Here is an 18,413-nt window from a genome sequence, read left to right as displayed (position 1 = left end):
GCTCGTCACAGGTCTGCCCTCGGTCCATCGGGATGCTGCTGCCGGTCGGCCACCACGGCCTCGATCATGGGCTGCAGCTCGGCGTCGGACAGTTCCCGTACGCCGGTGGCCTCCACGATGGCCAGCTGCGGATAGATCTGGCGGCCCAGGTCGATGCCACCGGTGCCGGCGTCCTGGTCGGCGGCATCCCACAGCGCATGCAGGGTGGCCCGGATCGCCTGGTCGCGGGAACCGGCAGGATCGTGCAGCTTGCGCAGCGCCCCGAGCGCATGGACGGCACCGCTGCCGATCGCCGCTCGGTGACGTTCCGGGTAGCGGCCGCCGGCGATGTCGAAGGCGAAGATCGCACCGCGGTCGCCGTCCCAGCCGGCCAGCAACGGAATCGCTGCCAGCCCCTGCATCGCGCGGCCCATGGTGGCGCGCAACATGCCGGACAGTCGGCTGCCCTTGCCCGCGAAGGAGAGCTGGGTGCCCTCCATCTTTTCGTAGTGCTCGAGTTCGACCTGGTAGAGCTTCACCAGTTCGATGGCCACTCCGGCGGTGCCGGCGATACCAATGACGGTCTGGTCATCGGCCTCATGGACCTTCTTGACCTCGCGGTAGGCGATGGCATGCCCCATGGTGGCGCGGCGGTCGCCGGCCATCAGGACGCCGCCCTCGTAGATCGCGGCGACGACGGTGGTGCCGTGGGGGGCGAGGTGCTCGCCCTGGCTGCTCGGCAGCTGGTGGGGCGCCAACTGGGTCAGGAATTCTGTGAAGCTGGCGGTGTCGGCGCGCAGGTAGGCCTCGAGGCCGGGGAGGTTCACTGGCCGCCCTTCTGGACGAAGCTCTTGACGAACTCCTCGGCATTGGACTCCAGCACCGTGTCGATCTCGTCAAGCAGATCATCGAGCGCGTGATCCTGGGTCTGCTCCTGGGTCTGTTCGACCGGCTGGAGTTCGGCGGCCTCGGTGTGCTGCTGGGGACGGCGATACTGCTGCTCGGACATGTCCGCCAGCCTAGCCACTCAGCTCGGGTCCCACTCCGCAAATCGACTGTCGAGCAGGTCCTGCACCTCGGAGTAGGTCTCGTCGTTGTCGGGCAGCGCATAGATGTTGACGTTGGGATCACCCCAGTTGCCGTACTCCTCCAGATAGCTGTCGTAGACATGCTCGGTGAACGCCGCCCCGACCTCGGTGAGGTACTGGGCCAGCAACTGCCCGTCGCACTGGTCGACGATGAATCCGGAGCCGCGCAGTTGCCCGGACCGGACCTGGTCCAGCGCCGCGCCATGCTCGCGCACCAAGTCCTCCCCCACCAGGCCACGCTCAACCAGCCAGGTGAAGTACATGCCGATGTGCGTGGCGGCGGCCTCCTCGGGCAGGTCGTCGGGAAAGTCGTCGCCGCCCAGGTGCCAGTCCATGTCATCGAACTTGCTGGTCATCTCGTCATCCCATCACAGATCGTCAGTCATCTCGGTCGATTCGGGTCAACCGCTCCAAGCGTGGCACGTCGGCGAGGATGTCGCCGGTCACGGCCTCGGCGATCTCGACAGGTGTCCAGCCCGGCGTCGGATCGGACATCCCGAGTCGCAGGATCCGTTCGCCGGTGTCCAGACTGACACCGTCCCAGGTGACGGCGGCCAGCCGCTCCTCGTACGCCCGCACCAGGGCTCCACGGAGCAGCGCCCGGGTGTCGGCGGGCGGCTGCTCGACTGCCTGCGCGACTTCCTCGTCGGTGACGATGGTCCGGGCACTGCCCCGCCGCTGCCAGGCCGAGAATGGGCTCTTGGCGGGATCCAAATCGGCCCATTGGATGTCCAGAGCCGCCAGCTGAGGGGCGTCCCAGCCGAGCTGGTGGCGCCGCCGGTAACCGTCCAGAAGTTGGTGCTTGGCGATCCAGTCCACTCGATCGGAGGCCGACGCCGGATCGGTCACCAGCTCACTCAGCAGCTGTTCCCAGCTGGTGAGGATGTCGTCGGCCCACGCGGGCGGGTCGGCGATCCCGGATGCCAGGTCGAGATAGCGGCGTTGGAGCTCGATGGCCGTGGCCGAGCTGCCGTCGAGCTGAATCCGGTGGCTGAGGTCCAGGTCGTGGCTGACCGCCAGATGGTCGCGGACCGGATCGCCGAGTTGCGGCAGCTGGTGCAGCCGCCCCTGGCCCAGCGCCTGCAACACCAGGGCTGCGCTGCCGAGCTTGAGCCAAGTGGCGTACTGAGTACGGTTGCCGTCGCCAGTGATGACGTGGAGTCGGCGCCACTGCCGGAAGTCGGCATGAGGTTCGTCGCGGGTGTTGACCAGTGGCCGTCTGGTGGTGGTCTCCAACCCGACCACCCGCTCAAAGAAGTCGGCGCGCTGGGTGAGCTGGAAGCCGGGACGTTCGCCGCGTACACCGATGCCCACCCGACCCGCACCGGCCAGCACCGAGCGGGACACCAAGAAGCCGGTGAATTCAGCGACCACCTGCTCGAACTCGACCGCCCGGGGCAGCAGGTAGTTCTCGTGGGTGCCGTAGGAGGCGCCCTTGGAGTCGGTGTTGTTCTTGTAGATCCGCACCGGCACGCCGAGCCGCTCCCCCGCTGTCTGGGCCGCAGCGAGCGCAATCCGGTCCCCGGCCTCGTCCCAACGGACCGCATCGGCCGGATCAGTGACCTCCGGCCCGGAATACTCGGGATGGGCGTGGTCGACGTACCAGCGTGCCCCGTTGCGCAGCGTCCGGTTGGCTCCCACGCCGATCAGGTCGGTCTGCAGGTCGGCGATCGCCTCGTCCCGCGCGAGGCTGAAGCCGCGCGCGTCTCGCAGTGGCGATTCGGCCGCGAAGTCCCAGCCGGCGGCCGCGCGGATCGGGTGGCTGCGCACGATCAGGTCCGACAGCGCCGGTGCGGACAGCTGTCTGCCATCCACGGTGGCGCTGATGCCGTACTCGTTCTCGATGCCGAAGACCGGCGACCCAGCAGTCATGGTGCCAGTCTGGCAGCCCCTGACCATCGAAGCACGTGGCGACTACAGTGATCGGTGCTCGGGAACCCCGAGCGGACCCGGACCGAAGGTGAGCAGAGGATGGCGTTCCGCATCCGCGGCATCGGCAGTCGGATCGCCGTCAGCGTCGCCGACCTGATCGCCGTCACCATCGTCGCCTCGCTGACGCTGCCGGCCGGGCAGGCGCGCGATCTGGGCGCCCTGGCGGCCACGGCCGCTCCGTTCTGGCTCGCACTGGCGGTGACCGCAGCCGGGTTGGCATGGTGGCAGACCCGGCTGGACCGTGACCAGGCCGACCGGACCTGGCTGATTCCGTCCGGACTCCCCTACGGCGCCCTGTTGACCGTCGGCGTCCACGTGATCGGGATGACGGTCTGGGCGCTGGTGTACGGCTGGTCGCTCAGTTTCCTCGGCATCGGCGCGGTTGCGCTGGTGATGTTGCTGTGCGGATGGCGGCTGGCGGTCGGGCTGATCCTGACACCGCGCAGCACCATCCGCCGCGAGACGTTCTGAACGCCCGCAGCGACCGAGGTCAGTCGGTGCCCTCGCCCTGGTTCAGATCCCGCAGGAACTGTTCGGCCTCGGCGCCGATCTCCTCGGCACTGGGGACGCCGGCCTGCCCGGCAGCCACGCCGAGCTGAGGCTGACCTGGCTCGTCGTAGGCGGCCTCCAACTTGCCGACCATCGCCGCGAACGGCGGATTCTGTTGCAGCGCCTGGTTGATCATCATCGCGAAGGCGGCGTCCTTCTCGGTCAACTCCGCCGTCGGGCTGACCTTGAGGTTCGTGAGCCGGGCCACCCAGTCGACGCCGGCCATGGCAGCTGCCGGGTAGTCCTGTTCGGCCAAGTAGTGCGGCACATGGAGCGCGACCCCGGCGACTGGCACCTGTGCCTCCTCCAGTCGCAGCCCCAGCATCACCGGGAAGCTCGCCGGCATCGACACATCCCAGGGCAACTCAGGGTGGTCCGGCAGCATCGTTTGGTCGCTGGCAAACAGGGTCGCGGTGATCGCCCGGGTGTGCGGTACACCCATCGGGACCGCCATCACGACCGTCACCTGCTCGACCATGAAGCGGTCCACCAGGGAGACGACGGAGTCGGCCAGCTTCTCCCAGTTCAGGCCCGGCTCAGGGCCGCTCAGCACCAAGAACCGGTCGCCCTCGGCGTCGCGGCCCTCGTGCAGGGTTAGCGTCGGTGGCCGGTAATCGGCCAGCCAGCCGTCGGTCATCGTGATCCGGGGCCGGTTGCGCAGGTAGTTGGCGACCTCATCGGTGGGGAAGCTGCCGATCGGACGGCCGGCCTCGCCGGCCAGTTCACGGCTGAGCCCGTCTACGGCACCGCCGGCATCCCCGGCGCCGCCGATGGCAATGACCAGGTGCTTGGCCGTGACCGTGCGCGGATCGACGTGATCGGCGTAGATGAGATTCACCGTTACCTCCAAGTGCGTGACGACACCGAGTCAACGACCGGTTCACGTCGGCTATTCCCACGATGGGCTTGCGCGTCGAGTAGGTGTCTGGCCGCGGCGTACGGCATCGTGTCGGTCGTGGTCGGAGCGCCCGGCCACGGCCGAGAGGGGCTCACCGTGGCAGTCGTGGTGTGGAGTGCCGTGGTGGCGATGGCGCTCACCCTGCTGGGGACCCGGGTGGCGATCAGCTGGCTGGGCCGGCACGGATTCGGACAGCCGATTCGGGTCGACGGACCGACCACTCACCACGTCAAGCGCGGCATCCCGACCATGGGCGGGGTCGGCATCGTGGTCTTCTCGACGGTGTCCTATCTCGGTGTCACGATCGCCACCGGCGTCGGCCCCAGCGCCAGCGGACTACTCCTGCTGTTCGCCTTCTGGGCGTGTGCCGCGATCGGCTTCCTGGACGACTTCATCAAGGTCTACCAACAGGACAACCGCGGCCTGCCAGGCCGCTGGAAGATGGTCGGTCAGGCCGTCACTGCGCTGGCCTTCGGTCTGGCCGCCACCCAGCTGTTTGCCGACGAACGGGGCATCCACCCCGCCTCGATGCGAGTCTCCTTCGTCGAGGACCTCGGCATCAAGCTGCCGTTGGTGGTGGTGCTGTTGATCATCTGGTTCCTGATGACCGGCACCTCCAATGCCACCAACCTGACCGACGGCGCGGACGGGCTGCTGGCCGGCGCCAGCATCATGGTCTTCGGCGCCTACTCTTTGATCAACGTCTGGCAGCACAATCAGCAGTGCGGTTCCGGACGCACCAGCCTGGTGCCCGAGCAGTGTTACGAGGTCCGCGATCCGATGGATCTCGCGATCATCTGCGCCGCCATCGCCGGTGCCTGCGCCGGCTTCCTGTGGTGGAATGCCAAACCCGCCAAGATCATCATGGGCGATGTCGGATCGCTGGCACTGGGTGCCGCGCTGGCCGCCGTGGCGATCATGACACGAACCGAACTGCTGCTGGGCCTGATCGGCGCCATCTTTGTGCTCGAAACCCTGTCGGTGATGCTCCAAGTCAGCTGGTTCAAGATCACCCGCAAACTCACCGGCACCGGCAAACGGATCTTTCGGATCACCCCGATCCATCACCACTTCGAACATCTCGGCTGGGCCGAGGTGACGGTGGTGACCCGATTCTGGATCGTCGCCGGGGTCGGTGTCGCCGCGGGGCTGGGCGTGCTCTACCTGTCCTGGTTCCAGTGACGCGTTGCGGGTCGGAGCAGACGACGGCTCAGTGACGCAGGACTTCCAGGGCGACGACCTGCCCCTCCCGACGGCCACTGATCCGCGCCCAGGCAGCCGGTGAACTGGTGTCGGGCAGGTCCTCGTTCTCGGCGAACTCATCCCGACAGGCCGCCATCAGGTGGGCCAGGCGTACGCCGTCCTCGCCGCCGGTGAGCACCTCCTTGATGGCCATCTTCTTGGCCCGGCGCACGATGTTGTTGATCATCGCTCCCGACACGAAGTCCTTGTTGTACCAGGTCTCGGTGCGGCCGTCGCTGTAGGTGGCGCGGACGAAGGCGTGGGCGTCGTCCGTGGCGTACATCTCACTCACCACGGCATCGATGGCCGCCGCGATCGCGTCGGGGCCCTCCCCCAGGCTGGGGTGCAACGGCACCGAACTGGTGAGGTACTTCGAGAAGATGTCTCGGGCAGCATCGGCGTCGGGCCGATCCAGCCGGATCTTGACGTCGAGCCGGCCAGGTCGCAGGATCGCGGGGTCGATCAGGTCCTCCCGATTGGAGGCGCCAATGACGATGACATTCGACAACTGCTCCACGCCGTCGAGTTCGCTGAGCAACTGCGGCACCACGGTCGACTCGACATCGCTGGAGACACCGGTGCCGCGGGTGCGGAACAGCGAATCCATCTCGTCGAAGAAGACGATCACCGGTACGCCGTCCTGGGCCCGCTCCTTGGCACGACCGAAGATCAACCGGATCTGCCGCTCGGTCTCTCCGACGTACTTGTTGAGCAGCTCGGGACCCTTGATGTTGAGGAAGTACGAACGACCCGCCTCCCCCGACAGCGACCTGGCCACCGCCTTGGCGATCATGGTCTTGCCGCAGCCGGGCGGCCCGTACAGCAAGACGCCCTTGGGAGCGGCCAAGCCGTAACGCTGGAAGACGTCGCGGTGCTGGAAGGGCAACTCGACCGAATCGCGTACCTGCTCGATCTGGTCCTCCAGGCCACCGATGTCGTGCCAGGTGACGTCGGGGATCTCCTCCAACACCAGGTTTTCGACCTCCTGGCGCTCCACCCGGGACCACGCCAGCCCCAACGAACGGTCGATCAAGAGGGTGTCACCGACCGTCAGGTCATCGAGGGCGACGTCCGCTGCCAGCCGCATCACCCGTTCCTCGTCACTGCGGGTCTGGATCCGGACCCGATTGACGCCGGTGGCGTCGTCGGCGGGCATCAGCTCACGGATGGTGGCCAGTTCGCCGGTGTCAGGCAGATCCAGGACGCCCACCGCGACCGCGGTCTCGTCCAGCAGCACCTGACGCCCCACCGTGAGCTCACCTCCGGGCAGCTCGTCGTCGATCCGCACTCGCAGTCGGCGGCCGTTGACGATCACGTCGACCAAGTCGTCCTCGGCGGTGCGGTCGGTGACCATCCCGATCTGTAACGGCGGCTGCCGCAACTCTTCGATCTGCTGACGCAGCCCGGCGAGTTTGTCACGGGCGTCCCGCAGGGTCGCCGAAAGCTTGTCGTTGGAGTCCGCGAGTGTCCGCTGCTCGGCCCGGACCTCGGTGATCCGGCGCTGCAGTCGCGCGTTCTCATCCCGCAGCCGCTGGGCCAGGTCAGTCATCGGGGCTCCTGTTCGGCGGTCGGACCGCCATCGAGATCGGGTGCAGGTGCGGTGGAGTGAGGGGACCCACCGCAGGCCACTCACGAGCCTAGCCCGCAGGCCGGGGCGCGGTTCGGGGTGCGGTCTGGTGGTGGACATCCCTGCCGTGACTCGGCAAGCTGAGCGCAGCCCACCTTTGGAGTAACCATGCAGTCCAACGACGGACAGTCTGCCTTCATCAACAGCCCTGGCATCACCAACCCTGGCATCACCAACCCCGGCATCAACAACCCCGGCATCACCATCAGCGGCGTCATCCCCCACCTCAGCCAGAAGGGCGGCCACGTGCCGCGTACCGAGGCCGGCATCGGCGCCCTCATGCCGTGGGCTGAACGGCTTTGGTTCACCACCTATCCCGCGCACGGCCCGAAGACCGGCACCCGGACCGGGCTGTTCAGCATTGACGACGACTTCCAGGTCACCGTTCACGAGGGCGTCGGCACCGGCACCTATGCCAACCGGATGATCCACGACGACACCGACACGTTGGTGATGGGACCGCACCTGATCTCCACCGAGGGTGAGATCCGCGTCATCGACGCCCTGGTCGACGTACGCCTGGCGGCCACCACCCGTCACCTGCACCGGCCTGAGACCCACGTCTACATGATCGGCATGGAGGGCGACTTCTACGAGGTTGACGTCACCACTGCACAGGCGACCCGGCTCGGCGACCTCTGCGAAGAACTGGACGTCCCCGGCGTACCTCACTTCAAGGATGCCTTCTGCAATCACGGCCGGCTGGTGGTGGTGAACAACAGCTACTACCACGAAGACTTCCCGACCGGCGAGAGCGACGGCCGGCTGGCCGAATGGGACGGCACCACCTGGATAGTGATTGCACGCACCCAGATGAACACCGTGTCGGGCCGCTACGGCCGACTCGGCGACGCGATCCACGCGGTCGGTCAGGACCGCGCCTCGGCGGTGCTGTGGAGCTACCTGCCGGCCACCGGCTGGGTGGAGCGGCGGCTGCCGAAGGCCACCCACACCCAGGACCACGCTTACACCACCGAATGGCCCAGGCTGCGCGAAGTCGAGTCCGAACGCTGGCTGCTGGACGCCAGTGGCATGTTCTATGAGGTGCCGGCCATGCACTACAACAACGCGATGTGGGGCGTACGCCCGATCGCCAGCCACCTGCGCATCATCGGCGACTTCTGCACCTGGAACGGGCTGCTGGTGCTGGCCGGGGACCAGGGCACCCCGATCGCGCGGGAGAACATCTTCGCTGGTCAACCGCAGGCAAACCTGTGGTTCGGCAAGACCGACGACCTGTGGCAATGGGGGCCGCGGGCGGGCTGGGGCGGACCGTGGTGGGACTCGAGCGTGACGGCCGACCAGCCCAGTTCGGCGTACCTGATGACCGGATTCGTCCACAAGTCGTTGCAGGTCACCACCGACCAGCCGCTCGCGCTCAGCGTGGAACTGGACTTTCGCGGCGACGGCAGCTGGGTGACCTACGACCGGTTCGACGTCGACGGCTATCGCTTCATCGAGTTCCCCGACGCCCTGAGCGCGCATTGGGTGCGGCTGCGCACCGACCGCGACGCGACGGTGACCGCGCAGTTCAGCTATCTGTGAGTCAGGCAGTTGTCTGTGAGTGAGGTGCCGCCGGCTCAGTCGTCCCCGAGCGCCTGTGCGGCTTCAGCGGACGGTACGCCGGGCGGTCGAGGCCCGGTGTAGTCCGGACCGTACGCCCCCGGCGCCGGCCGGCGCTTGCGCAATGGTGACTGGACCCCGGGGGCCAACTTGCGCGCCATCACCAGAAACCCGGTGTGCGGGCTGGTGCCGTGCGAGGGCCGGATCGCCAACCCCTGCACGTGCCAGTCCCGATTCATCGTCTCGGTGGCCTCGGGCTCGGTGAAGCCCGTGTGGGCGCGGATCGTCTCCACCACCCGACCGAGCTGGGTGGTCGTGGCCAGATAGACGCACAGGATGCCGCCGGGCACCAGACGGTCGGCGACCGCATCGATGCAGTCCCACGGTGCCAGCATGTCCAAGATGGCCCGGTCGATCGGTTCGGGGCCGATGCCATCCGGCAGTGCCTGCTGGCGCAGCTGCCAGGCCGGGTGCGGGCCGCCCAGGAAGGTTTCGACATTGCCACGGGCAATCTCGGCAAACTCCGCGCGGCGTTCGTAGGAGTGCAACGTGCCGGTCGGGCCGATCGCGCGCAGCACCCACAACGTCAACGCACCTGAACCGACACCGGCCTCCAGCACCCGGGCGCCGGGGAAGATGTCGGCGCCGGCAATGATGCGCGCGGCTTCCTTGGGATAGATGATCGCCGCGCCCCGACGCATCATCACGGTGTACTCGGCCAGCAGCGGCCGCAGCACCAGGAATTGCTGCCCCTCCACCGACGTTGCGACCGTGCCGTCCGGCTGGCCGATGACGTCATCGTGGCTGATACCGCCCTTGGTGGTGTGGTATGCCCCGCCCTCGCGCAGCAGAATCGACTTCACCCGCCCCTTGGGGTCGGTGAAGGTCACCCACTCCCCTGCCGCCAGCGGGCCGGAACGGATGCCGCTGAAACGATCAAGGTAGGTGTCTGTCGGGTCCTCCACGAGGTCTCCCTTGCTGTTGTGAATCGTGCTGGGCTGAGTGCTGATGGCCTGTCCGGTCAGCTTCGGGTGAGTCCCCACAGGCCGGGCAACCAGTTCGGACCGAAGCTGGTCTCAGCCAGTGCTGCGCCTGGTCCGAGCTGGACCTGGTCGGGCAGTTGCTGCAGCGGGATCACCATCAGGTCGACTGCCGACTGCTGCTGGATCGCCTGGATTGCGGCCCGCCGCTGATCGGCGTCACTGCTGCCCCGCGCGATCGCCTCCCACTCGGTGAGCTTCGCCCTCGACTCCTCGGGGGCGGCCTGCAAATAGGGGTGCAGCCAGTCCACGGATTCACCCGTCCAGGACCGATACTCCAGCAGCGTGAGGTCGGCCGGTTCGCCCGGCGCCACCAGGGTCACGGTGATGCCGGCCGCTTCCAACGCGGTCACGACGTCGTGGCCCAGGTCCGCCAGGTCAGGCGAATCGGTCCAGGACAGGCGTACGGTGCGCGGCTCTCCCTCCCATCGGGCCGGCGCTTCCCCCATCGAAAAGCTGGGGGTGCCGTTGGGGTCGCCCCACGGCAGCAACGAGTCCTGGGTGCGGACCTCTGTCAGCGCCCCGTCGACGGCCTGACGCAGGTCGGCATCGGCATAGCCGGGCTGGTCCGGGTCCCAGCGCAGCAACTGCATCATGGTCCCGCCCTCGACGACACTCACCCCGGACTGCTCGTACGCCAGCCGCCCCAGCCGGTGTCGACCGCGGGCATCGATGCCGTGCCAGGCGGCGTCGACCTCGCCGGTGCCGACGGCCTGCTCCAACTCGATCGAAGAGCTGAAGAACTGCAGGTTGACCACCGGCGAGGCCGCCGGCGTGAAACCGCGGTAATGGGGATTGCGGGTCAGGGTCCACAACCCTTCCCGCTGGCTCACCAGCTCGAAGGGTCCCGATCCGGTCGGCAGTCCTCCGGGCGCCAGCGGCTCGTCATCGGGATAGCTGGCCGGCACGATCGAGGCCGCCGGCGAGGCGAGTGCGAAACCGAAGTCGCGATCCGCCCGGTCGAGTCGGAAGCGAAGTTCCTCCCCATCGATGACGACCTCGTCCAGGCTCGCGAAGACCGCCCGGCTGGCTTGCGAGGCGCCCAGCCGCTTGGCTCGTTCGATGCTGCGCTTGACGTCCTCGAGCGTGATCGGCATGCCGTTGCCGAACTGCAGCCCCTCCTGCAGGGTGCAGGTCATCTCATCCGGTTGGGTGAACAAGCAGTCGGTGGCGGCGTCCGGCTTGAGCTCGCCGCCGGGCTCGGCGCTCATCAGCCGCTGATAGATGTTCAGCACGACCATCTGTGACGGGTCGTCGTCCGCAGTGGCCGGATCGATGCTGGTGGGCAGCCCGACCATGCCCATCACGGGGTCCCGGCTGATCCGGGTCGGCGTGGGACTCGGCGACGGTGAGGGTGTCGGAGTCGGGGTCAGCTCGGTCGGGGGCGGCGTACTGGTCTGCGTGGTCGGTGGTTCCGGTGGCAGCGGTTCCTCGACCGGCGGCTCGGTGCAGCCCGCCAGCAGCAGACCTGCGGTCAGGGCTGCGGCGACCTGACGCCAGCCCCGCACCATCACTGGCTCCCCGCCCGGTGCAACTCCTCCAGGTCGGCCACGCCGAGTCCCTCGAAGGAGCTGAGCCGACGGAACTTCTCCGGCATCGGATGGTGGCCCACCACGTAGACCACAGCTCCCGAGGCGGTTGCCGCGGCAACCCCGGTCGGCGAATCCTCGAAGACCAGCGCGGCGGTGGGGTCCACGCCCAGTGCTGCTGCCGCCTGGGTGTACGGCAGCGGATCCGGCTTGACCCGCTCGACCTCGTCACCGGCGACGATCGCCCCGAACGGGTCGCCCTCGAAATGGACCAACGCCGCATCCAGCATCCGCCGATAGCTGGAGGACACCAAGGCCTGGCGTACGCCGGCAGCGGCCAACTCGGCGACCAGCTCGCGAGCACCGGGGATCCAGGTGATCTGACCGTTGCGGATCCGATCGACCATGTGGTCGACCAGTTGGTCGGCGACCACGTCGGGATCGTCGTCGCGGCCGGCCCGTTCGATCATCTGACCGGCGGTGTAGCGGATGCTCTGCCCCACCAAGGACTCGGCATCGGCCAGGGTCCATTCAGCTCCCCAGCCGTGCATCATGTCGATCTCGGCTGCCCACCAGGCCGGCTCCGTGTCGGCCAAGGTGCCGTCGAAGTCCCACAGGACTGCCTGCCAACCGGTGGTGGCTGACGGGGTCGGGGTCTGCGCGGGCATACGCCTCTCAATCACGGGATGTGGGTCGTCTGGGGTGCTGGAGCACAGCCGCGGGGCTGGTCACCGCGCGTCCCATTGTGGCATGACCAATTGTCGCGGCTGTGGGATTGCCTAGAATCGTTCCTTGGCATGAAGTAGGTGCCCACACCACCAGAAGGGACCATCGCTGTGAATCACCGGGACATCTCGGGTCAGGTCGGAGACCGAACCGCAGAGCTCCGGGAGATGATGGCGCGGCGAATCCTGGTCCTCGACGGGGCCATGGGGGTCTTCATCCAGCGCCAGAAGCTCTCCGAGGAACAGTTCCGCGGCGACCGGTTCGCGGACTGGCACAAGGACCTGCAGGGCAACAACGACCTGCTCGTGCTCACCCAACCCCAGATCATCAGCGACATCCACCGGGCCTATCTGGACGCCGGCGCTGACATCATTGAGACCAACAGCTTCTCCTCGCAGCGGATCTCGATGGCCGATTACGGCATGGAGGATCTCAGCTACGAGCTGAACGTTGCCGCGGCGAGTCTGGCCCGGCGGGCCGCCGATGCGTACAGCACCCCGCAGCGACCCCGCTTTGTCGCCGGCGCGCTCGGCCCGACGAACCGGACGGCCTCCATCTCCCCCGACGTCAACGACCCCGCTGCGCGCAACATCTCCTTCGTCGAGCTTCGCGACGCCTACCTGGAGCAGGCCCAGGGCCTGGTCGACGGCGGCGCTGACATCCTGTTGCTGGAGACGATCTTCGACACCCTCAACGCCAAGGCCGCGATCTTTGCGCTGGACCAGCTCTTCGAGGAGTCCGGGCGTCGCTGGCCGATCATCATCTCCGGCACCATCACCGACCAGTCCGGGCGTACGTTGACCGGCCAGGTTTCGGAGGCCTTCTGGAACAGCGTCCGGCACGCGGAGCCGTTGGCGGTTGGTTTCAACTGTTCGCTCGGCGCTGCCGAGATGCGGCAGTGGGCCAGCGAACTCTCCAGGGTCGCCGAGGTGCCCTTGTCGATCTATCCCAATGCAGGCCTGCCCAACGCGTTCGGAGAGTACGACCAGGGCGCCGCCGAGATGGGCGAGATCCTTGAGGGGTACGCCCACGACGGGCTGCTCAACATCGTCGGTGGGTGCTGTGGCACCACCCCGGAGCACATCGCCGAGCTGGTACGCCGCACCGAGAGCGTGGCACCACGCCAGCCGGTCACCCCCCAGCCGGCGCTGCGGCTGTCGGGTCTGGAGCCGTTGACGGTGACGGAGGAGTCGCTGTTCGTCAACATCGGCGAACGCACCAACATCACTGGATCGGCTCGCTTCCGCAAGCTCATCAAGGAGGGTGACTACGCGACTGCGCTGTCGGTGGCCAGGCAGCAGGTCGAGGCCGGCGCCCAAGTCATCGACATCAACATGGACGAGGGCATGATCGATGGTGTGGAGGCGATGGACCGCTTCTGCAAACTGATCGCCTCCGAACCCGACATCTGTCAGGTGCCTGTGATGGTCGACTCCTCCAAGTGGGAGGTCATCGAGACCGGGCTGCGCTGCATCCAGGGCAAGTCGATCGTCAACTCGATCTCCCTCAAGGAGGGCGAGGAATCCTTCCTGCGGCAGGCCCGGCTGTGCCGTGAGTACGGTGCCGCCGCAGTCGTGATGGCCTTTGACGAGGACGGTCAGGCCGACAACCTGCAGCGGCGTCAGGAGATCTGCACCCGGGCGTACACCATCCTGACCGAACAGGTCGGCTTCCCGGCCGAGGACATCATCTTCGACCCGAACGTGTTTGCGGTGGCCACCGGCATCGAGGAGCACGCCAACTATGGTGTCGACTTCATCGAGGCGGTTCGCTGGATCAAGCAGAACCTGCCTGGCGCGAAGACGTCTGGTGGCATTTCGAACGTCTCGTTCAGCTTCCGCGGCAACAACCCGGTCCGCGAAGCGATCCACGCGGTCTTCCTCTACCACGCCATCGAGGCCGGGCTGGACATGGGCATCGTCAACGCTGGTTCGCTGGCCGTCTATGACGAGGTCGACCCGGAGCTGCGGGAACGGGTCACCGACGTGATCCTGAATCGGCGCCCCGACGCCACCGAGCGGCTGTTGGAGATCGCCGAGAAGTTCCGTGACGGCGAGGGCGAGCAGGCCGAGCAGGCCCAGGCCTGGCGCGAGCTGCCCACCCGGGAACGGATCACCCACGCCCTGGTGAAGGGCATCGACGAGTTCATCGTCGAGGACACCGAGGAGTTGCGGCTGGAGTTGGCAGCTGCCGGGGAACGTCCGCTGGCCGTGATTGAGGGCCCGTTGATGGACGGCATGGGGGTCGTTGGCGACCTCTTCGGATCGGGCAAGATGTTCCTGCCGCAGGTGGTGAAGTCGGCCCGAGTGATGAAGAAGTCCGTGGCGCACCTGATCCCCTTCATCGAGGCTGAGAAGCAGCCCGGCGACGCTGACCACAGCAACGGCACCATCGTGTTGGCAACGGTCAAGGGCGATGTGCACGACATCGGCAAGAACATCGTCGGTGTGGTGCTGCAGTGCAACAACTACGACGTCGTCGACCTCGGCGTGATGGTGCCCGGGCAGCAGATCCTCGACAAGGCCAAGGAGATCAACGCCGACATCATCGGCCTGTCGGGCCTGATCACCCCCTCACTCGACGAGATGGTGTCGGTGGCCGGCGAGATGGAACGGCAGGGATTCACGATCCCGCTGCTGATCGGTGGTGCGACCACGTCCAAGGCGCACACTGCGGTCAAGGTGACCGGGCAGTACTCCGGTCCCGTCGTGTGGGTGAAGGACGCCTCTCGTTCGGTGCCAACCGCCGCCTCGCTGCTGTCGGAGGCCCGCCGTGACGAGTTCATGGCCGGGGTCAACGGCGAGTACGAGACGATCCGCACCCGATTCGCCGCCAAGCGCACCGAACGCCCGCTGATCCCCTACGCCGACGCGCTGGCCGACAGCTCGCCGATCGAATGGCAGGGTTACCAGCCGCCGCAGCCCGCCCAGTTGGCCGCCGGCGGCGACCCCGTCACCGTGCTGCGGGACTACCCACTGGAGGAGTTGCGCCAGTACATCGACTGGGGGCCGTTCTTCGCGGCGTGGGAGTTGCGGGGCCGGTTCCCCGACATCCTCAACAACCCCGCCACAGGTGAGGCGGCACGCAAGCTGTGGCAGGACGCCCAGACAATGCTGGACCAGATGACCGCCGAGCAGTGGGTCGAAGCCGCCGGCGTCTATGGCTTCTTTCCCGCCAATGCGGTCGGCGACACCCTCGAGGTGTACGCCGACGAGTCCCGTGACCACGTCCGGACCCGACTGGAGCATCTGCGCCAGCAGGGCGAACACCGGCCCGGACTGCCGCACAAGTCGCTGGCCGATTTCGTGGCCCCCAAGTCCGCTGGTACGCCGGACTGGGTCGGTGGCTTCGCGGTCACCACCGGGTTGGGGATCGACAAGCACAAGGAGCGATTCCGTCAGGACCTCGACGACTACAGCGCAATCCTGTTGGAGTCGCTGGCCGATCGGCTCGCCGAGGCGTTCGCGGAGCGTCTTCACGAGCGCGTACGCCGGGAATTCTGGGGGTACGCGGCCGATGAATCCTTCAGCAACGATGACCTGATCGCCGAGAAGTACGCCGGCATCCGCCCGGCCCCCGGCTATCCGGCCTGCCCCGACCACACCGAGAAGCAGACACTGTGGAGTCTGTTGGAGCCCGACCGCCGCGCCGGTATCGAGTTGACCGACTCGATGGCGATGTGGCCGGGAGCTGCGGTGTCGGGGTGGTACTTCTCCCATCCCGACTCCAGCTACTTCGTGGTCGGCCGGGTGGACCGGGACCAGGTCGAGTCGTATGCCGAACGCAAGGGCTGGACGATGGCTGAGGCTGAGAAGTGGCTCTCCCCCAATCTTGGCTATCAGCCCGAGGACTGAGCCATTAGCATCGTCGGTCGCCGCGGTTCGGAACGCAGCGGCGCTGTCAGTGCGGCGTACTAGTGTGACGACATGGTCAGGTTCATGGGGCGTGAAACGGGGGCACGGCAGTGAGCACAGCCAGCGTCAGTGCCTTGCGAGATCCGCTCGTGGTGGTCGCCTTCTCCGGCTGGAATGATGCCGGCGAGGCCGCATCCCAGGTCCTGGTGCACCTGCAGGAGGCCTACGACTCCGAGCCGTTGTACGAGTTGGAGCCCGATGACTTCTACGACTTCCAGGCCACCCGGCCGCAGGTGACGCGCCCGACGCCGGACGAGAGTGAGATCAGCTGGCCGTCCACAGAGCTGAGCGTGGTGCACCTGCCTGACCGGGACCTGGTGTTGGTCAGTGGCCCGGAGCCCAACCTGCGGTGGCGGGCGTTCTGTGCCGAGTTGGTGTCGGCGTTCCGCAGCATTGACCCGACGTTGATCGTGATCCTGGGTGCGATGCTGACCGACTCGCCGCACTCCCGGCCGGTGCCGGTCAGCGCGACCAGCTCCGATCCGAAGCTGGCCGAACAGATCGGTCTGCCGCATCCCGACTACGAGGGTCCGACGGGGATCACCGGTGTCCTCGGCGATGCGTGCCGCCGCGTCGGGCTGCCGGTGGTGTCACTGTGGGCATCCGTCCCCCACTATGTGTCCAGCCCGCCCAACCCGAAGGCGACGCTGGCGTTGCTGACCAAGCTCGAAGACATCTTGGATCTCAGCTTCGATCCGGGCGAGCTGCCTGAGTTGTCCCAGGCCTGGCAGCGCGGTGTCGATGAGTTGGCCGCCGAGGAACCCGAGATCGGTGAATACATCGCCAAACTCGAGGAGGCCCAGGACGAGGCCGACCTGCCGGAGGCCAGCGGAGATGTCATCGCGGCGGAGTTCATGCGCTACCTTCGGCGGCAGCGGCCCAGCTGAGGCGGTTCAGGCGCTCGCGTTGATCAGCAGCAAGGACACCATCAAACTGACGATGATGGTGTTGAACGCGAACGACAGCAGGTTGTGAAGGTTGACGGTACGCCGGAACGCCGTCGAGGTGATGGCGACATCCGAGGCACCGAAGGTGGTCTGGATCTGCTGCGAGAGGTAGATGTAGTCTGAGAAGACCCGCGCTGTCGGTGAGGCGCCCTCCTCCTCCGGGAATCGCACCCCGCCCTCGATGAGGTGCTGGCGGGTGTAGGTGAGGGCGTACGACATCAGCATGCAGAACCAGCCGCTGGCCAAGTGGATCGCGGTCACCCCGAGCACGAGTGGGTCAGTGCGCAGGTTGGGTGTTGCCGCAACGTAGAGCACCAACACGATCGCCAGAGTCGCGACCGTGCCGCCCCACTGTCCGCCGGAGCTGGACCAGCGCCGCCAACTCGGCACCTCCCCGGAGTCCAGCGCCGCCACCAGTGTCAGATCGTCCGCGTCCAGGCGTCGCAGCGGCAGGAACACCATCAGGCCGTACGCGGCGTAGTAGACAGGAAACGCGTACAGATAGGTCAGCATCGCCCGGCGGAATGCCTCGATGAAGCCCTGTCCGTCAACGTCAACGAAGTTGTAGATCGGCATGAACACGCCGACGAAGAGGACAAGCGCGACTACGTTGCGGAACGACTCGCGAACCGGTGACCACCACGGGAAGCGTTGTTTGGCCTCCTCCTTCAGGGCCGCCAGATTCATCCGTGGCTCGTCCCGTACGCCTGCAATGCGGTGACCATGTGGTCGGGCTCGTCGGCCCCGAAGACGGCCGATCCGGCAACGAAGGTGTCCGCGCCGGCCTCGATGCATCGGTCGATGGTCTGTTCCGAGATGCCGCCGTCGACCTGGATCCAGATGTCCAGGCCGGTCCGGTTGACCAGGTCGCGGGTGCGCTGGATCTTCGGCAGCATCACGTCCAGGAACTTCTGTCCGCCGAAGCCCGGCTCCACGGTCATGATGAGGACCATGTCCAGCTCGGGCAGCAGGTCCGCGTACGGCTCGATCGGGGTGGCGGGTCGCAGCGCCATCGAGGCGCGGGCGCCTTGGGCGCGGATCTCACGTGCCAGCCGGACCGGCGCGGCAGCAGCTTCTGCGTGGAAGGTGACCGACTCGGCGCCGGCCTCCGCGTACGCCGGCGCCCACCGGTCCGCCTCGGCAATCATCAGGTGAATGTCGAGAAACTGATCGGTGTGCCGGCGGATCGACTCCACCGTCGGCAGTCCGAAGGTCAGGTTGGGGACGAAATGGTTGTCCATGACATCCAGATGGACCCCGTCGGCGCTCGGGATGCGCTCGATCTCCCCGCGCAGGTTGGCGAGGTCGGCGTTGAGGATGCTCGGCGTGATTCGAATTCCCACGTCCGCGATGCTAGCCGACGTGGGTCCAGGCGGTGC

15 protein-coding genes and 1 pseudogene are annotated in these 18,413 nt (G+C 67.1%); 5 read left to right on the top strand and 11 right to left on the bottom strand.

Going from position 1 to position 18,413, the window contains the following annotated elements; genetic code table 11:
- Positions 1–5: 5 nt before the first annotated feature.
- The 4 genes from prcB to dop are packed head-to-tail and all read right to left on the bottom strand — an operon-like array spanning position 6 to position 2,939.
- Positions 6–806: a proteasome subunit beta gene (gene prcB, locus CGZ91_RS06325; protein WP_094453497.1), complete on the bottom strand. Its 801-nt coding sequence runs from the start codon at positions 804–806 to the stop codon at positions 6–8.
- The gene (locus tag CGZ91_RS06320) at positions 803–988 is read right to left on the bottom strand and encodes a ubiquitin-like protein Pup (RefSeq protein ID WP_094451057.1); all 186 of its coding nucleotides are present in this window, start codon (positions 986–988) and stop codon (positions 803–805) included. Before CGZ91_RS06320 ends, prcB begins: the two co-directional genes overlap by 4 nt.
- Positions 989–1,006: 18 nt before the next feature.
- Entirely contained in the window at positions 1,007–1,423 is a 417-nt protein-coding gene (locus CGZ91_RS06315) for a DUF7832 domain-containing protein (protein WP_094453494.1), read from the bottom strand.
- A 22-nt stretch (positions 1,424–1,445) separates the two neighbouring features.
- On the bottom strand, positions 1,446–2,939 hold the full coding sequence (gene dop / locus CGZ91_RS06310) for a depupylase/deamidase Dop (RefSeq protein WP_179229246.1): 1,494 nt from the start codon (positions 2,937–2,939) through the stop codon (positions 1,446–1,448).
- Positions 2,940–3,038: 99 nt separating this feature from the next.
- On the opposite strand from dop, the gene CGZ91_RS06305 reads away from it, so the two are divergent.
- Entirely contained in the window at positions 3,039–3,470 is a 432-nt protein-coding gene (locus CGZ91_RS06305; protein ID WP_094451060.1) for a DUF3054 family protein, read from the top strand.
- Positions 3,471–3,489: 19 nt separating this feature from the next.
- Here CGZ91_RS06305 and CGZ91_RS06300 read toward each other — a convergent pair whose 3' ends face one another.
- On the bottom strand, positions 3,490–4,386 hold the full coding sequence (locus CGZ91_RS06300; RefSeq protein WP_179229245.1) for a PAC2 family protein: 897 nt from the start codon (positions 4,384–4,386) through the stop codon (positions 3,490–3,492).
- 156 nt (positions 4,387–4,542) lie between these two features.
- On the opposite strand from CGZ91_RS06300, the gene mraY reads away from it, so the two are divergent.
- Positions 4,543–5,628, top strand: coding sequence for a phospho-N-acetylmuramoyl-pentapeptide-transferase (gene mraY, locus CGZ91_RS06295; protein ID WP_094454125.1), 1,086 nt, complete (start codon positions 4,543–4,545; stop codon positions 5,626–5,628).
- 28 nt (positions 5,629–5,656) lie between these two features.
- On the opposite strand, the gene arc is transcribed toward mraY, so the two are convergent.
- Positions 5,657–7,237 carry a proteasome ATPase gene (gene arc, locus CGZ91_RS06290; RefSeq protein ID WP_229116465.1) on the bottom strand — a complete coding sequence of 527 codons (1,581 nt, stop codon included), beginning with the start codon at positions 7,235–7,237 and terminating at the stop codon, positions 5,657–5,659.
- A 186-nt stretch (positions 7,238–7,423) separates the two neighbouring features.
- Between arc and CGZ91_RS06285 the strand changes: the two genes are divergently transcribed.
- Positions 7,424–8,860 carry a hypothetical protein gene (locus CGZ91_RS06285; RefSeq protein WP_229116464.1) on the top strand — a complete coding sequence of 479 codons (1,437 nt, stop codon included), beginning with the start codon at positions 7,424–7,426 and terminating at the stop codon, positions 8,858–8,860.
- A gap of 35 nt (positions 8,861–8,895) precedes the next feature.
- On the opposite strand, the pseudogene CGZ91_RS06280 reads toward CGZ91_RS06285, so the two are convergent.
- The 3 genes and pseudogenes from CGZ91_RS06280 to CGZ91_RS06270 all read right to left on the bottom strand — a co-directional run.
- A pseudogene (locus tag CGZ91_RS06280) lies at positions 8,896–9,786 on the bottom strand (tRNA (adenine-N1)-methyltransferase); the annotation flags it as partial.
- 113 nt (positions 9,787–9,899) lie between these two features.
- A complete protein-coding gene (locus tag CGZ91_RS06275; RefSeq protein WP_094453486.1) occupies positions 9,900–11,429 on the bottom strand; it encodes an ABC transporter substrate-binding protein in 1,530 nt (509 codons plus the stop codon).
- Positions 11,429–12,115, bottom strand: a complete 687-nt coding sequence (locus tag CGZ91_RS06270; protein ID WP_094453484.1) for an HAD family hydrolase — start codon at positions 12,113–12,115, stop codon at positions 11,429–11,431. The genes CGZ91_RS06275 and CGZ91_RS06270 overlap by 1 nt, the downstream gene beginning before the upstream one ends.
- A 168-nt stretch (positions 12,116–12,283) precedes the next feature.
- Between CGZ91_RS06270 and metH the strand changes: the two genes are divergently transcribed.
- Together metH and CGZ91_RS06260 are read left to right on the top strand one after the other, a co-directional pair.
- Positions 12,284–16,027, top strand: a complete 3,744-nt coding sequence (gene metH, locus CGZ91_RS06265) for a methionine synthase (protein ID WP_267490233.1) — start codon at positions 12,284–12,286, stop codon at positions 16,025–16,027.
- A 134-nt stretch (positions 16,028–16,161) separates the two neighbouring features.
- Positions 16,162–16,974 (top strand): PAC2 family protein, encoded by an 813-nt coding sequence (locus tag CGZ91_RS06260; protein WP_229116085.1) that lies wholly within the window; start codon positions 16,162–16,164, stop codon positions 16,972–16,974.
- A 6-nt stretch (positions 16,975–16,980) separates the two neighbouring features.
- Here CGZ91_RS06260 and CGZ91_RS06255 read toward each other — a convergent pair whose 3' ends face one another.
- Positions 16,981–17,721, bottom strand: a complete 741-nt coding sequence (locus CGZ91_RS06255) for a DUF1345 domain-containing protein (protein WP_179229244.1) — start codon at positions 17,719–17,721, stop codon at positions 16,981–16,983.
- The gene (rpe, locus tag CGZ91_RS06250; protein WP_094453482.1) at positions 17,718–18,377 is read right to left on the bottom strand and encodes a ribulose-phosphate 3-epimerase; all 660 of its coding nucleotides are present in this window, start codon (positions 18,375–18,377) and stop codon (positions 17,718–17,720) included. The genes CGZ91_RS06255 and rpe overlap by 4 nt, the downstream gene beginning before the upstream one ends.
- Positions 18,378–18,413: the final 36 nt, after the last annotated feature.

Source organism: Parenemella sanctibonifatiensis, from assembly GCF_002250565.1.
Classification (GTDB): domain Bacteria; phylum Actinomycetota; class Actinomycetes; order Propionibacteriales; family Propionibacteriaceae; genus Parenemella; species Parenemella sanctibonifatiensis.
This window is presented reverse-complemented; position numbering and strand designations above follow the sequence as displayed.

Coding starts and splice junctions, on each gene's coding strand:
- CGZ91_RS06320 (WP_094451057.1), bottom strand. CDS start 988: ATGTCCGAGCAGCAGTATCGCCGTCCCCAGCAGCACACCGAGGCCGCC.
- CGZ91_RS06275 (WP_094453486.1), bottom strand. CDS start 11,429: ATGGTGCGGGGCTGGCGTCAGGTCGCCGCAGCCCTGACCGCAGGTCTG.
- CGZ91_RS06305 (WP_094451060.1), top strand. CDS start 3,039: ATGGCGTTCCGCATCCGCGGCATCGGCAGTCGGATCGCCGTCAGCGTC.
- CGZ91_RS06270 (WP_094453484.1), bottom strand. CDS start 12,115: ATGCCCGCGCAGACCCCGACCCCGTCAGCCACCACCGGTTGGCAGGCA.
- dop (WP_179229246.1), bottom strand. CDS start 2,939: ATGACTGCTGGGTCGCCGGTCTTCGGCATCGAGAACGAGTACGGCATC.
- arc (WP_229116465.1), bottom strand. CDS start 7,237: ATGACTGACCTGGCCCAGCGGCTGCGGGATGAGAACGCGCGACTGCAG.
- CGZ91_RS06315 (WP_094453494.1), bottom strand. CDS start 1,423: ATGACCAGCAAGTTCGATGACATGGACTGGCACCTGGGCGGCGACGAC.
- CGZ91_RS06255 (WP_179229244.1), bottom strand. CDS start 17,721: ATGAATCTGGCGGCCCTGAAGGAGGAGGCCAAACAACGCTTCCCGTGG.
- CGZ91_RS06285 (WP_229116464.1), top strand. CDS start 7,424: ATGCAGTCCAACGACGGACAGTCTGCCTTCATCAACAGCCCTGGCATC.